11 protein-coding genes are annotated in these 15,093 nt (G+C 68.9%); 1 reads left to right on the top strand and 10 read right to left on the bottom strand.

The window, feature by feature from the left end; translation table 11 throughout:
• The first annotated feature begins 184 nt into the window (after window positions 1–184).
• Window positions 185–1,903 (top strand): sensor histidine kinase, encoded by a 1,719-nt coding sequence (locus tag AC2EBS_RS06365; RefSeq protein WP_484727517.1) that lies wholly within the window; start codon window positions 185–187, stop codon window positions 1,901–1,903.
• 21 nt (window positions 1,904–1,924) lie between these two features.
• Here AC2EBS_RS06365 and AC2EBS_RS06360 read toward each other — a convergent pair whose 3' ends face one another.
• The 10 genes from AC2EBS_RS06360 to flgF form a co-directional block, all read right to left on the bottom strand.
• Complete coding sequence (locus tag AC2EBS_RS06360; RefSeq protein ID WP_484727516.1) at window positions 1,925–2,527, bottom strand: ANTAR domain-containing response regulator; 603 nt, start codon at window positions 2,525–2,527, stop codon at window positions 1,925–1,927.
• A gap of 90 nt (window positions 2,528–2,617) precedes the next feature.
• Window positions 2,618–6,334, bottom strand: a complete 3,717-nt coding sequence (locus AC2EBS_RS06355) for a PAS domain S-box protein (protein ID WP_484727515.1) — start codon at window positions 6,332–6,334, stop codon at window positions 2,618–2,620.
• 21 nt (window positions 6,335–6,355) lie between these two features.
• Window positions 6,356–7,540 (bottom strand): EAL and HDOD domain-containing protein, encoded by a 1,185-nt coding sequence (locus tag AC2EBS_RS06350; RefSeq protein WP_484727514.1) that lies wholly within the window; start codon window positions 7,538–7,540, stop codon window positions 6,356–6,358.
• Window positions 7,541–7,546: 6 nt separating this feature from the next.
• A complete protein-coding gene (flgL, locus tag AC2EBS_RS06345; RefSeq protein ID WP_484727513.1) occupies window positions 7,547–8,758 on the bottom strand; it encodes a flagellar hook-associated protein FlgL in 1,212 nt (403 codons plus the stop codon).
• A gap of 34 nt (window positions 8,759–8,792) precedes the next feature.
• Entirely contained in the window at window positions 8,793–10,802 is a 2,010-nt protein-coding gene (flgK, locus tag AC2EBS_RS06340; RefSeq protein WP_484727512.1) for a flagellar hook-associated protein FlgK, read from the bottom strand.
• A 34-nt stretch (window positions 10,803–10,836) separates the two neighbouring features.
• Complete coding sequence (gene flgJ / locus AC2EBS_RS06335; RefSeq protein ID WP_484727511.1) at window positions 10,837–11,718, bottom strand: flagellar assembly peptidoglycan hydrolase FlgJ; 882 nt, start codon at window positions 11,716–11,718, stop codon at window positions 10,837–10,839.
• Window positions 11,718–12,836, bottom strand: coding sequence for a flagellar basal body P-ring protein FlgI (locus tag AC2EBS_RS06330; protein ID WP_484727510.1), 1,119 nt, complete (start codon window positions 12,834–12,836; stop codon window positions 11,718–11,720). Before AC2EBS_RS06330 ends, flgJ begins: the two co-directional genes overlap by 1 nt.
• Before the next feature lie 43 nt (window positions 12,837–12,879).
• A complete protein-coding gene (locus AC2EBS_RS06325) occupies window positions 12,880–13,554 on the bottom strand; it encodes a flagellar basal body L-ring protein FlgH (protein WP_484727509.1) in 675 nt (224 codons plus the stop codon).
• A gap of 9 nt (window positions 13,555–13,563) precedes the next feature.
• Window positions 13,564–14,346: a flagellar basal-body rod protein FlgG gene (flgG, locus tag AC2EBS_RS06320; protein ID WP_484727508.1), complete on the bottom strand. Its 783-nt coding sequence runs from the start codon at window positions 14,344–14,346 to the stop codon at window positions 13,564–13,566.
• Between the two features lie 20 nt (window positions 14,347–14,366).
• Window positions 14,367–15,092, bottom strand: coding sequence for a flagellar basal-body rod protein FlgF (gene flgF / locus AC2EBS_RS06315; protein ID WP_484727507.1), 726 nt, complete (start codon window positions 15,090–15,092; stop codon window positions 14,367–14,369).
• Window position 15,093: the final 1 nt, after the last annotated feature.

Raw genomic sequence — 15,093 nt, 5'->3', positions numbered from 1 at the left:
ACTGGGCTCGGTGCGTGCCGGATATCGTTCGGTGAACCGTACTGCCAAGCCTGCATTATTGCCGCCGTCCAGCTGGCCCCGACGTGCAAATGCGGCAATCCAGCGACGCAGTTCTGCGCCCCGGTCGCCGCAGGGTGCCGGCAGCCCGGCGGTCGGCTCATTTCGCGTCCTTACAATCGTCCGCATGAATAGCCTCAGCGACGCCCGCCCGGGCAATGCCCGGCGCCGATCTTGGATCGGTGCGATCGCGCTGCTGCTGGCGCTGCCCTTGTTGCTTGCGCTGGGCTGGAACATCGAGGCATCGACGCTGCCGGTCTGGGCAATGCTGCTGGCGGCGCTGTGCATCGGGCTGCTGCTGCTGGCCTTCGCAGCTGCCGGCTGGCATCTGGGGGTGCGTCTCACGCGGGCCCAGCTGGGCGAAGCGCTGCGCGAGTCGCGCATGCAACAGCAGCTGCTCACGCAGCTGCAGGACGACTGGTTGTGGCAAACCGATGCCGGGCACCACCTCGTGCGCTGGCAGGCCCCGCAGGCGGCGCCGGCCTCGACCTGGGTCGGCGTTGCCGCCACCCAGGCGCTGTGGGAGCGATTTGTCCTGGCCGACGGCAGCAACGCCTCACTGCTGCAGCGGCTCGAGGAGCAGGCAGGCTTTGGCGAGGTGCTGGTCCATGGCCGCGCCGACGGCGGTGCGGCTGCGCAGTTTTCCGGCCACTGGTGGCTGCGCGGCATCGCGCGGCTGGATGGCAGCGGGCGCTTTGCCGGCTTCATCGGCACGGCTCGGCCGGCGATGCCGGGTGACCAGGCCCTGGCTGGCAGTCCGATGGCAGGCAAGGTGGCCGGTCAGGCCGCAACGCTGGCGCGTCAGCATGGCGTGGACAGTGAGCCCGAGGCGGCGTCTCGCACGGCGTGGCTGCATGCCTTGCCCGGGCCGGCCTGGCTGTTTGCAGAGGAGCCGGGCCAAGGCTCCCAGCTCATCGAATTGAACGCTGCCGCGCTGCAGATGATGGGCGGCGCCGCGGAACACCTGCGCGGCCAGCCCTGGCTGGCCTGTCTGGATGCCCTGCCGGCCGACATTGCGGCGGCGGCCAGCGCGCCGGGCGCGTCCCAAGGGATGGCCTGCGGCAACTGGTGGCTGTGCCTGACGCCGGTGCCGGGTGGCGCTCAGCTGCTGAGTCTGTGGCCGCAGGGTGCGCTCGATACCGTGCCGGCAGCGCTGGCCTCGAATGCGGCCGAGGTTGCCCGCGCCGAGCAGGAATCGTTCAGTTACACGGTATCGCACGATTTGCGTGCGCCGCTGCGTGTGGTCGAGGGCTTTGCCCGCATCCTCAAGGAGGACTACGGCCGCCTGCTCGATCGCATCGGCAACGACCATCTCGACCGCGTGATGGGCGCCGCCGCGCGCATGAACAGCATGATCGATGCGCTGCTGGCGCTGAGCCGGCTGTCCTCGCAGCCGCTGCAGCGCCAGCCGGTGCCGCTGTCTCAGCTGGCCGAGCTGGTCATCGAGGAGCTGCGGCGCAACGCGCCGCAGCGCCAGGTCAGCGTGCAGATCCAGCCGGATATGGTGGTGCAGGGTGACCCCACGCTGCTGCGCATCGTGCTGGAGAACCTGCTGGGCAATGCCTGGAAGTACAGCGCCAAGGTGGAGCAGGCCGAGATCCGTTTCGAGCGCCAGCAGCAGGGGGCCGATCTGGTCTATGTGGTGGCCGACAACGGCGCCGGCTTCGACATGCGTTTTGCCGAGCGCCTGTTCGGCGTGTTCCAGCGCCTGCACAGCGCCAGCGACTTCCAGGGCACTGGCGTGGGCCTGGCCTCGGTGCGCCGCATCGTGCACCGCCACGGCGGCGAGATCTGGGCCGAAGCCGAGGTCGGCAAGGGCGCGCGCTTCTATTTCACCCTGCGCTAGCGTGTGCGCCGGCCGGGTTGTTCAGCGGCCGGGAATCGCCAGCAGCTCGACGGCGTCGACCAGACGCTCGGCGGCCTCGCTCAGGCTGCGCCCCTCGGTCTCGGCGAGCTTTCCCAGGCGTTGCAGCGCCTCCTGGCGCGACAGCGAGTAGCGGTGCATCAGCACGCCGACCGCAATGGGCACCAGTTGGCTCAGCGCATGCTCCGCGCTGCCGGCCAGACGCTCGGCCGGGCTGGCCGGCACCGCCGGCCGCGCCGGCCGGTTCGCGAACGCAGCCTCGACGGCGGGCACGATCTGGTGGATGTCCAGCGGCTTGACCAGATAGGCCACCGCGCCGAGTTCCTTGACCTTGGCCACCGTCTCCTCGTCGGCGAAGGCGGAGAGGAACATGAACGGCACATGCAGGTACTCGCGCAGGTAGGCAGCAACGTCGAAGCCGCTCATGCCTTCCATGCGGATGTCCAGCAATGCCAGATCGGGACGATGCTCGCGCGCCAGCAGGATGGCATCGTCGCCATTGTCGGCGTCGATCACCTCGAAGCCGGCCTGCGCCAGGCCATGCACCAGTGTCGCCAGCACCAGCCGGTCATCGTCGACGACGAGAATCTTGCCCTTCGTGCTCAAAGCGTTTCCCCCGGCCAGCTGCCGGCCTTGCTCAGGCCGGCGTGTTGTTGCGCTCATTGTCGCCGAAACATGTCAAGCGTCTGTTTCGGTTCATAGCGGTTCGAGCAGCGTGATGCTCGGCGGGCGCAGCTCGATGCTGCTGTGCACCTGTGTGCCGTGCTGCTCCAGGCTGAGCTTGGCGCTGCGTCGCGGCAGCAGCGCCCGCACCAGCCCTAGGCCGGAGACGCCACCGCGCACCTGCGCCAGATCGAAGCCCGCAGGCAGCTGACCCTCGTTGCAGATGCTCAGCGTCACGCGTTCCTGCTCGCAAATCAGCGTGCAGCTGACCTCGCCGCCGCCGTGGCCGCTGTGCTTCATGGCATTGCCGAGCAGCTCGTTGAGCGTCAGCGCGATCGGGATGGACTCGGCCTCGGGCAGGGCCCACTGATGAGCCAGTCGGGGCAGCGCGCTTTGCACCTCCAGACGTATCGGCTGGCCGCTGGCGCGTTGCACCGAGCCGACGATGGCCTCCACCACGCTCTTCACACGCAGCGGTCCGGAGGAGCCGACCTGCAGGCCGTAGACCTGGGCGATCGCCTGCACCTGGCTGACGGCCTCGCCGATCACACCGGCCACTTCGGGGCGGCGCGCAGCGATCTGCTGCAGCAGCCCCGCCACACCCTGCAGATTGTTCTTGATGCGATGGTGCACTTCCTTGACCAGCAGTTCGCGCTGCGCGATCGCGGCGGCCAGGCGTGCGTCGGCGGCGGCACGTTGCTCGGTGACGTCGCTGGCCACCAGCAGCACCTGTTCGGGCTCGGCCTGGCCGCTGGCATCGGCAATGCCCGCCAGGTGCAGCAGCCGCACATCCCACAGCCTTGCCTGACCGGCTATCTCCACGCGGTACTCGCGCTGCATCACGGCCTCGGTCTGCAGCGCAGCCTCGAGGTCGCGGCGCAGCTCCGCGCCTTGCGCGGCGCCGAACAGCAGCTCGGGCGTGGCACCGAGCAGTTCGTGTTCGCCGCGCCCGGTCAGCGCCATGACCGCATGGTTCACCTGCTCGGTGAGCAGGGTCTGCGCGTCGAACAGCGCGATCGCCAGCGGCGCAGTGGCGATGATGCGCCGCAGGCTGGCCTGGGCCTGCTGGCTCTGCGCCTCGGCCTGGCGGCGGCGCTCGATGTCCAGCAGTGCATAGGTGATCTGCCGGTCGGCGGCTTCGGTGCTTGTTGCCACCGCATTGCCGATGACCCAGAACTCGCGGCCGTCGCGCGCCTTGAGCCGGCATTCGAAGGTCTCGGCCTGGCCTTCGACCAGTTCGTCGAAGTGCCGGCTGCGGAAGGGATGGTCGACCGCGTCGGTCGCCACCGTGCTGATCGGCTGGCCGAGGAACTCGACGAGGTCGCCGCCGAACATGCGCCGGGCGGAGCGGTTCATCCATTCAATGCCGCTGCGGCCCACGGTGACGATGCCCACCAGCACCGAGTCCAGCACGGCGCGCTCGCGCTCGGTCTGCAGCATCAGCGACTGCTGGGCGCGCCAGCGCTCGTCCACGTTCACATAGGTGGCGATCACGCCGGCGTCCGGCACGCCGGGGCGCATGACCCGCTTGCTCACCTGCACCCACAGCAAGCTGCCGTCGCGGCGGCGCAGGCGGCGCTCGCCGCGCCACAGGCCGCCCTCGGCCAGAGCGGCCTGCATCACCGACTGCTGCTGCTCGAAGGCGGAGCCGGACTCGAACAGCGCGCGGTGATCCAGCTTGTCCAGCTCGTCGATGCGGTAGCCGCTCATGCTGGCCAGTGCCTGATTGGCTCGCTCGATGTGGCCCTGGCGCAGGATGGCCATGCCGACATCGGAGAGGTTGAACATCAGCTCGCGGTCCTGCACCAGGGTCTCCAGCTCGGCTTGCTGGGCCTTGAGCCGGCTGATGTCGCTGATCACGACGATGGTCTCGGGCTGCTCATCGGCGGCCACGGCCACCGGGCGCAGGCTCAGCGAGAGCCAGCGCGGGCTGCCGACTTGCACGAACTCGGTCTCGAAAGGCTTGTCCGCCAGCCGGGGCAGGGCATTGAGCACCTGGCGGCGCAGCTCGGGCACGGCGGCGAAGAGCTGCGCCACAGGCGTGCCCGGCGCCGTGTCGTCGGGCAAGCCGAGCATCTCGGCAAAGCCGCGGTTGCTGCGCAGCAGCTGCGCACCGCGCAGGTAGGCCAGGCCCAGGCTGGCGCCATCCATGATGGTGGTGAGCTCGCGCAGCAGCTGCTCGCTGCGCCGCTCGGCCTGGTGCTGGGCGCTCAGGTCCAGCGTCACCACCGAGGTGGTGCGCTGGCCTGTGCTCAGCCGGCCTGGCTCGACGCGGGTCAGCAGCCAGCGCCGGCCCAGTTCGGGATGGCGCACCGCATAGCGCACCTCGATGCGTTCGCCGCTCTTCAAGGCCTTCTGCAAGCGCTCGAACTCGGGCAGCGATGAGGGCTCGACGATGTCGCGGCTGATGCCCTGCAGGCCGGCCAGCGTGTTGCGGCCGGTGCCGCCGCCAGACTTCAGTGCGCGCGGGCGCAGCCAGCCGGCATCCTGCTGGAAGGTCGCCAGTCCCACGCCGGCGGTGTCCATCAGCGCATCGAGCTGTTGATGGGCCAGATCGCGCTCCTGCTCAAGGCTGCGGTCCTCGAGCACCGCCATGTAGCGGCGTTGGCGCCCGCCGAGGCTGGCCACCGGGCGCAGCCGGCCCTGCAGCCAGCGCGTGCGGCCACCGGGTTCGACCAGCATCGCCTGGGTCAGCAGCGCCTGGCCGGCGGGCTGGGCCTGCTGCAGCGCCGGGATTGGCCGGCCATCGCTCCAGGCGAGCAGCTGCTGCAGCTCTGCCGACGCATCGTGCAGCGTGGCCAGCGGGCTCAGGCTCAGCGCGGTGAAGGCGCTGTTGGCACGCAGCAGCAGACCGTTGTCGTCGAACAGCACCATGGGTTGCGGGCTCAGGGCGAACCACTGCTCCATCTCGGCCTGCGCGCGTTCGGCCTGCTCGCGCGCGGCCAGTTCCGCGGTGCAGTCCTGCAGCACGCACAGCCGTTGCACGGGCTGGCCGGCATCGGTGATCAGGTGCTGGGTGCAGCGCATCGTGCGCTCGTGCCCCTGGGCATCGCGCAGGCTGAACTCCGCCGGCACGGCGGCCGGCCGCGAGGCGGCAAGCAGCCGGTTGCGCTCTGCGCCACCCAGCAGTTCCCCCAGGGCGCGGCCGCGCAGTGCTTCGGCGCTGTGTCCGCACAGCTCGGCAAAGGCTGCATTCACCGCCAGCAGCTGCAGCCGGGCATCGAGCACGAAGGCGGGGAAGGGCGAAGACCAGAAGATCTGCAGCAGCTCGGCGGCCCAGGGGGCCACGTCGTTGGCGGGCGGTACAGAGGGCTCGCCTGGCGGCGACGCGGGTGCTTCGACGGCGCGGCCCGCGGGGCGCGCGCTGCGCGGCGCCACCGGCTGAGCATGGAGCAGCCAGCGCGCGGCTTCGTCACCCTGCAGCGCCAGCAGGCTGATCTGCGCACGGCTGCCGTCGGCCAGGGCCAAGGTGGGGGCGGGCGGACCTCGCCGTCCGGCTTCGCTGGCTTGCGTGCTCTGGCGCAGCCAGTCCTGAAGGCGGCTGCCGCTGCCAGTGCGCAGCGCCAGCAGGCTGCCATCGGCGGGCAGGCCGAGAAGCCGGTAGGCGCTGGCATTGGCCTCGAGCACATGCAGTCCGCCATCGAGCAGCAACAGCGGGTCGCTGAGCTGCCCCATCAGGCCGCGCAGCGCGGCCAGATCATGGGTCAGCAGGGGCAGCTGTGCAGGTGCGTGGGGCGGTGTGTGAGGCACGGTCCGCAGTGTAGCGGCCGACTATTCGAGCTGATTGGCCTTGGCCAGCGCGCGCAGCACCGCGTGATTGATCTCCAGCGGCTCCAGCATCAGCTGCTCGGCGGCCTGCCGGTAGTCGAACACCGACTCGGCCTCGATCGCGCGCACCAACTCGAGATAGGGCTGGAAGGGGCCGCTGCTTTCGACCAGGGCCTGGCGCACCCGCTCCGGCATCGGGATGGACTGCAGCAGCTTGGCGAAAGGCTGCTTGAGCATATGGTCCAGCAGCGAGAACAGGCCGCAGATGAACATCTCGTCGCGTGCCTCGCTGTCGCCCAGCGTCTTCGAGAGCTCTTCCATCAACAGCCCGCGGCGCAGCGCAGCGAACATCACCGGCCGCATGGCGTGATCCTTGCTCGCCGTGGCCAACAGCAGGGCCAGCCAGCGCTTCAGGCGCGCATAGCCCAGCAGCATGATGGCGTGGCGGAAGGAGGAGACCTCGACGGCCAGGCCGAAGGCGGCCGAATTCAGGTAGCGCAGCAGCTTGAAGGCCAGGCTGGGGTCGCGCTTGAGCGTGGCCTCGAGCTTCTCGATGTCCTCGCCCTGATCGAGCTGGGCCATCAGCTGCATGATGACCTGCAGGTCGGTCTGCACCTCGGTTCTGGCCGCGTCGTCCGGCGACTCGTAGGCACCTTCAACGGTCCAGCCGATCACCGCCGACGCGCCGCTCTTGAAACCGTCGCGGACGTCCGCGCTGCCGCGCACGCCGCTGATCAGCTTGGGCAGTGGCGACGCGCTGCCCGGATTGCCGCGCTCGTCGGCAAGATCCAACACCGCGTTCTTGAAGCAGGCCTGCAGCGCGGGGCTCAACGGCGCCAGCGGCCGGCCCTTGAGCAGCAGCGTCACGCCGCGCTTGTGCAAGGCCTGCAGCGCAGACAGTCGCTCGTCATTGAGCATGAAGGCGGGCAGCTCCAGCATCAGATTGCTGCCCGCTTCGCTCTGCAGCAGGCCTTCGAGCAGGCTTTCGCTGAGGGCGCTGAGCACATAGGGCTTGCCGCCAGCAGGCCACACCTCGGCGAGTGCGGCCAGGAGTTCGCCGGCGTCGGGCCGGGCATCGGGTCGCAGCGGAATTGCAGTCAGCCGCGTGGCCAGCACCTGGTGCTGGGCGTCGAAAAGGGGCGCGTAGCCCAGGGCAAGCGTGCCGAGGATGCTGTGGATCTGGGTCATCAAGAATCAGAAGTTGACATACTGGAACAGCGACATCTTCTGCACCATCGCATAGGTCTTCAGAGCCGCATCGTAGCCTGACTGCTGGTTCTGGAAGTCGGAGATGCCCTGCACCATGTCCAAATCCTCTGCGGCGGCGCGCTCCTGCTGACTGTAGAGCTTGTTGTCGGCCATGCGGCTTTCGCTGCCGTCCAGGTTGTTGAGTTTCTCGCCCACCTGGCTGCGGACGTTCTGCAGATTGCCCATCACCGCGTTGATGTCGCGCAGCCGGCCCGCATTGGTCTGCGCGATCTCGATGGGGCTGCGCTGGTCGGTGTTGAGCTCGGCGACGGCCTGGTCGATCACGTCGAACACCGACAAGCCAGGCTGCGAGGGGGTGATGTCGAAGGTGTCGCCGTCCTCGGCGACACCGCTGAGGTTGACGGCCATGCCGTCGAACTCGATCGCCTTGCCCGACATGAAGCTGCCTGAGGCGACCGTGCTGCCCAGGGTCTGGTCGATGACGTTGTAGGTGGCGCCGGGGCCGCTGCCGACGATCTGGATCTGGTAGTCGTGGCCGGTCAGCAGTGCGGGGTTGGTCACGCGCCCGGCGTCGATCCAGCTCTTGGCCGGCTGCGCGGTGATGGCGTTGGGCGCCGATGCGGTGACGAAGGTACCGTTGCCGGTGCGCGCCTGCATCCAGGTAGCGCGGCCGTCGACGTTCAGCGAGAAGCTCTCCATCGTGCCGGTCTGCACCGAGCCGGGCGTGCCCATGTACTTGACGCCGCCGGGCAGGTCGAGGAAGGGGGCATCGTTGGAGCCTTGGCCGCCGAAGATGTAGCCGCCAGAGCCGTCGCTGCGGTTGGCGATGGACAGCAGCTGGGTGCGCAGGCCGGCGAGCTTGCTGGCGAGACTCTTGCGCTCGGCGTCGCTGTAGCTGGCATTGCCGGCGGCGACCAGCGATTCGCTGATCTGCTGCAGCAGTTCGCTGGCGTCGCCAAGCGCCGACTCGGCCAGGCGCAGGCTGTTGCGGCTGGCCTCCAGCGCGCGCTGGTTGGCGTCCACGCGGCCGATCGAGGCCAGCGCGCGCTCGGCCCGCGCGGCCGAGGTCGGGTCGTCGCTGGCCTTGAGGATGCGCTTGCCAGAGGTGAGGCGCATCTGCGAGTCCTGCATCTGCTGCTGACGCTGCTGCAGCTGCGCGACGCTGGAATCGAACATATTGGCGGTGCTGATGCGCATGGCCGGGCTCCTGGGCGTTCAGTGCGATGGCAGCTCAGCGCTGCGAGAGCTTGAGCAGTTCGTCGAAGATGGTCTGGCCGACCTGCAGCACCTTGGCCGCCGCCTGGTAGCCCTGCTGGAACTGCATCAGCCGGGCCGCTTCCTCGTCGAGGTTGACGCCGGCGCTGCCGCTGCGTACCTGCTCGGCGTCGTTGGCAACGGCACGGGAGACGCCGCTGAGGTACTCGGCACCCTGCACGCGCGAGCCGATGTCGGACATCGCCGCGGCATAGGCGTCGGTGATGCTGGAACCGCGTATCACGCTGCCGTCCGGCTGCACCGTGCGGCCCACGAAGGGCTCGCTTTGCATGTTCAGGAAGGCTTTGGCATTGCCGTTGTTGGCGGCCGGGAACTCGGTCTTGGTCACGTCGATCACGTCGCCGTCGCGCGGAATGCCGTTCAGACGCAGCTCGAAGCCCAGGTCGATGCCGGCGAGCGGAAAGTTGCCGATCTTTTCGCCCGAACTCCATTCATCGGTGATGACGGTTCCGTCAGCCAGCGTGACGGTGTAGTTGATGCTGTTGTCCGGGTTCACCGTGCCGAAGACGATCTGCAGCGGCACGCGCGGCGCGGCGGTATCCACGGTGGCAGCGATATTGCTGTTGACCGCGTAGAGCGACTCCACACTGACGGTGCCGGTGTTGTTGATCGAGGTGTAGGCGGTCACGGGCGCGGCCGCGGCGATGCCGTTGGGGTTGTCCAGCACGCGGCGCATCCCCACGGCAGCCTGGCCCACCGGCTCGATGACGAAGCTGTCGGTCGTCGCCATTGCGCCGCCGCCGACGGTGACGCTGAAGCCATAGCGAGTCTCGATGTCGGCCGCGCTGAGGATCTCCGGTTGGCCGTCGGGGCGACGGGTCAGCTGGAAGCCGCCCGAGGTCGGGTCGCTGCGCAGCTCGAAGCTGGCTGCGGGCAGGCGCGTCGCGTCGGTGATCGTGACGTCCAGCGTGGTCACGAAGCTGCCGTCCGGGTTGCGTGCATTGGTGCGCGCGGGCAGGGCGCGCGGCTCGCCGGTCTCGAACATGGCAACACCCAGGCCCGAAGGCGAGGACAGGTCCAGGCCCAGCGATTGCTGCTTGTTGACGCGCTCGGAGAAGGCCATCGCCATCTGCCCGAGCAGGTTGCGTGCGTCCTGCAGATCCTTGTTCTGGTAGGCCAGCAGCGCGCTGATCGAGCCGCCGGTGAGCACCGACTCGTCGAGCACGCGGTTGCCCGCGGCTTCGACGATGCTGAGCTGGGCGCGCGAGCTGTCGTAGGGGTCGGTGCTGACCGCCAGCTGCTGCGCGATCGAGCCCAGCACCAGGCGCTGGCCGCCGCCGATGAACACGCCCATGGTGCCGTCGTCCGAGGGCAGGGTGCTGACCTTGACGTACTGGCTCAGCTCGGAAACCAGCTGGTCGCGCTGGTCGAGCAGGTCGTTGGGCGTGTGGCCGGAGCCGGTCACGCGGGCGATCTGGTCGTTGGCCTTGGCGATCTGCTGGGCCAGTTGGTTGACCACGTCCACATTGGCCTTCAGGTCGCTGACCACGCCGGTCTGCAGGTCGGCGATCTGCTGCCCGGCCGCCGAGAAGCGGGCCGCCAGCTCCTGTGCGCGGCCCAGCACCACCTGACGTGCCGACGGGTCGGCGGGATTGGCCGACACGTCCACCATCGCGTTGAACAGCTGGTTGGCGGCATAGCCCATGCCGCTTTCGCCCGGCGGGAAGAGCTTTTCGATCTGTTGCAGCTGCGCAAGGCGGGTCGAGTCCATCGCGGACAGCGACTTCGCATCGGCGGCGTCACGGGTCAGGAAGGCGTTGTACGAGCGGGTCACCGTCTCGACCTGGACGCCCTTGCCGAAGAAGCCGGCGCCGGTGAACTGGCCGCCGGTGGTGCTGAACTCGACCTGCTGGCGCGAATAGCCAGGCGTGTTCGCGTTGGCGATGTTCTGGCCTATGGTCTGCAGCGCCGCCTGGTTGGCGAACATGGCGCGCATACCCAGCGATAGCAGTGCGGAGGTTCCCATGGCGCTTGGTCCTTGCTAGGCGGCCCGTGCGGCCTCAGGCCATGGCGCGCTGCACGCGCACCGTGGTGTTGATCACTCGGGCCAGCTTGCTGGCGTATTCGGGGTCGGTGGCATAGCCGGCCTTTTGCAGACCCATCGCGAAGGTCTGCGCGCCGGCGCCCTGTTGCGCCTTGGCGACGACGTCGGCATAGCGCGCATTGCTGCCCAGCAGACGCGCATAGTCCTTGAACGCCTCGTCGTAGCTGGCGTAGGCGCGGAACTTCGCGGTGACCTTCTGCGCCTTGCCGTCGATGTATTCGGTGGTCTGCACCTCGGCGACCGGGCCCTTCCAGCTGTCGGTCGCCTTGATGCCGAAAATGTTGTGGCTGGTGCTGCCGTCCTTCATCTTGATCTCGCGCTTGCCCCAGCCGGATTCGTGTGCGGCCTGCGCGATCATGAAGCTGGCCGGAATGCCGGTGGCGGCCTCGGCGGCCTTGGCGGCGCCATCGTGCTGCTGGATGAAGCTTTGCACATGGGGTGCGACGTTCTTCTTCGCCAGCGCGGGCAGCGGCTCGACGGTCTTGCCGGCGGTGATGCCCGCCGCGCTCTTGTCGTCCTTGATGCCCATCTGGCGCTGCAGCTGGCGTGCAATCGCCTCGGACAGGCCGCCGGGCAGACCGGTCAGCTTGGCGGCGTACTGGGTGTCGAGCATGTCGGTGCCGAGCTGGGTGGCGGAGTTCTCCATCAGGCCGGACGACATGGTCGAGGCCCGCATGCTCTTCATCACCTCCTGCATGAAGAGCGCCTCGAACTGGCGCGAGGCCTCGCGGATGCTGGTCTTGGGGTCGCGCGCCGCCGCCGCGCGCAGCGCTTCGACCGAGCGGGTGTCGGTGTTCAGCGTCTGGCTGCTGACGAGGGCGAAGGGCTTGCTGCTCATCAGATCACCTCCAGTTCCGCCGAGATCGCGCCGGCGGCCTTCATGGCCTGAAGGATGGCCAGCAGGTCCTGCGGCGTGGCGCCCAGCGCGTTGAGCGCCTTGACGACGTCGGACAGCTTGGCGCCTTCGGGCATCTGGATCAGCGCGCCGGGTTCCTGGCGCAGCGAGATGTCGGTCTTTTCGGTCACCGTGGTCTGGCCGCCGGACAGCGGGCCCGGCTGGCTGACCTGCGGTGTCGAGCTGATCGTCACCGACAGGCTGCCGTGCGCGACAGCACAGGGCTTGAGCGTCACTGCCTGGTTCATCACCACCGAGCCGGTGCGCGCATTGACGACGATGCGCGCTGCCGGCGTGGCCAGGTCCAGCGACAGGTTCTCCAGGTCGGCGAGGAAGCCGACGCGGGCATTGGCATCGGTCGGAGCCTTCACGCGCACGACGCGGCCGTCCAGCGCCTGGGCGGTGCCGGCGCCCTTGGCCGCGTTGATGGCCTGGGCCACGGCGCGGGCGGTGGCGAAGTCGGCGGCGTTCAGGTCGAGCTGGATGCTGTCACCCATCTGCAGCGGTGTGGGCACGCTGCGCTCGACGGTGGCACCGCTGGGAATGCGGCCAGCGCTCAGGTGGTTGATCTGCACCTTGGAGCCGCCGGCCGAGGCGCCGGCGCCGCCGACGATCAGATTGCCCTGGGCCAGCGCATAGACCTGGCCATCGGCACCGCGCAGCGGCGTGGCGATCAGCGTGCCGCCGCGCAGGCTCTTGGCATTGCCGATCGAGGACACGGCGATGTCGAGCTGCTGGCCCGGCTGGGCAAAGGCGGGGAGCTGGGCGGTCACCATCACTGCGGCGACATTGCGCGGCTGCATGGTCACGCCCGGCGGCAGGATCACGCCGAACTGCTGCAGCATGGCCTGCAGGCTCTGCCCGGTATAGGGGGCCTGGGTGGTCTGGTCGCCGGTACCGTCCAGGCCGACAACCAGGCCGTAGCCGGTCAGGGGGTTGGAGCGCACGCCGGCGACGCTGGCCACTTCCTTGATGCGCGCCGCCTGCGTGGGCAGGACGGCGGCCATGGCCAGGGCCGCGAACAGCAGCGGCTTGAGCAGGGAATTGAGGCGGGTGTGCATGGCGGTCGACGGGGAGGCTCCTGTCGACCGATTCTGGGCATTCTTAAGTCGGCGAAAGACTCAAAAAGAAGCGCGACAACCAGCCTATTCCGTGAGCTTGTGCATAGCTGCCCCGGCCCCGCTGCTCGACGCGGACGTTGGCCACGGCGGTGGATGGCACGGCGTTGCCCTGCTGGATGGAGCGCGGATCCACCTGGCCGGTGAAGCGCAGCACGTCGACGTTCTCGTTGACGCCGATCTGCTTCTCGCCGCTGATCATCAGGTGGCCGTTGGGCAGCACCGCGATGACCACCGCGGTGATGGTGCCGGAGAAGGTGTTGCTGTTGGCATTGCTGCCCTTGCCGGCGCTGGTCGTTGCCGCGGTGGCGCCGGCGCTGGCGCGGCCGAAGGAATTGGCAGCGATGCCGGGCAGGGCGGTGATCGCGCCGGCCAGCTCGCCCTTCCTGTCCAGCGCGCTGCTGGAGCTCTGCGTGGCGGAGATGCTTTCGGTGATCTGCACGGTGACGGTGTCGCCGACGATGCGCGCCCGGTGGTCCTCGAACAGCGGGCGGTAGCTGACCGCCTGGTAGATCGAGCCGTTGACGGGCAGGGGCTGGGGCGTTTGCGGCAGCTGCACCACCGGCATGTTCGGCATCTCGACCCGCGGCGTGTCCAGCGCGGCGCAGCCGCCGAGCAAGCCCGCCACGGTCAGGGCCGTCAGTGAACGCAGGTTCTTCATGGTCTTGCCTCAGATCTGGCCGAGCTTCTGCAGCATCTGATCCGAGGTCTGTACGGCCTTGGAGTTCAGTTCGTAGGCGCGCTGGGTCTGGATCATCTGCACCAGCTCCTCGACCACGTTGACGTTGGAGGTCTCGACGAAGCCCTGCTGCAGCGCGCCCATGCCGTTGGCATTGGGTGCACCAGCGTTGGGCGTGCCGGAGGAGGCGGTCTCGGCGAACAGGTTCTGCCCGCGCGGGTCCAGGCCGGCCGGGTTGACGAAGCTGGCCAGCTGGATCTGCCCCACGGTTTGCGGCGCGGCCTGGCCGGGCACGGTCACGCTGACCGTGCCGTCCTGGCCCACGGTGAGGCTCTGCGCATTGGCCGGCACGGTGATGCCGGGCAGCAGCGTGTAGCCGTTGTTGGTGACGATCTGACCGTTGGCGTCCAGCTGGAAGCTGCCGTCGCGGGTGTAGGCGGTCGTGCCATCGGGCATCTGGATCTGGAAGAAGCCGCTGCCCTTGATCGCCAGATCCAGGTTGTTGGTGGTCTGCTGCAGATTGCCCTGGCTGAACACGCGGGCGGTGGCCACCGGGCGCACGCCCAGGCCGACCTGCAGACCGGTGGGCAGCTGGGTCTGCTCGGTGGTGTTTGCGCCGGTCTGGCGCAGGTTCTGGTAGATCAGGTCCTCGAACACCGCATGCGAGCGCTTGAAGCCGTTGGTGGCGACGTTGGCGAGGTTGTGCGAGATGGTGTCCAGCTGGGTCTGCTGGGCCTCCATGCCGGTCTTGGCAATCCACAGGGAGCGAAGCATGGCGGTGTCCTTTGATGGGCTTAGGTCGTGCCGAGCAGCTTGGCGGACTGCTGGCCCTGGGTCTGGGCGATCTGCAGCAGCTTCATCTGCTGCTCGAACTGGCGGGCCGCGGCGATCATGCTGACCATGGTCTCCACCGGGCTGACGTTGGAACCTTCCAGCGCGCCGTCCTGCAGGCGGGCGGCCGGGTCGGCCGGCAGGTCGCCGTCGGCGGCGCGAAACAGGCCATCGGTGCCGCGGGTCAGCGGCGCTTCGGGCGTGACGAGCTTGAGCCGGCCTATCGCGGTCGGGCGGCCGGTCGGTCCCTTGGCGGAGATGGTGCCGTCGTTGCCGATCAGCAGCTCGGAGTTGGGCGGCACATTGATCGGGCCGCCGTCGCCGAGCACCGGCAGCCCGTTGCGCAAGGCCAGCAAGCCTTCGGCATTGACTTCCAGGCCGCCGGCGCGGGTGTAGGCCTCGGTGCCGTCCAGGCTCTGCACCGCCAGCCAGGACCTGCCCTGCATGGCCACGTCCAGATTGCGGCCGGTTTGCGTGATCGGGCCAGCGGCATCGTTGTAGCCGATGGTGGTTTCCAGCGCATAGGCGCGGGTGCTGGCGCCGTCGCCGCGCACCGGCACGGAACGGAAGGCCTGCAGCTCGGCGCGGAAGCCGTTGGTCGAGACGTTGGCCAGGTTGTTGGCCAGCACGTCCTGGCGCTGCATGGCCGCCTTCGCGCCGGCCATCGACAGGTAGATCATGCGGTCCATG

The organism is Roseateles sp. T103, from assembly GCF_057219915.1.
This window is presented reverse-complemented; position numbering and strand designations above follow the sequence as displayed.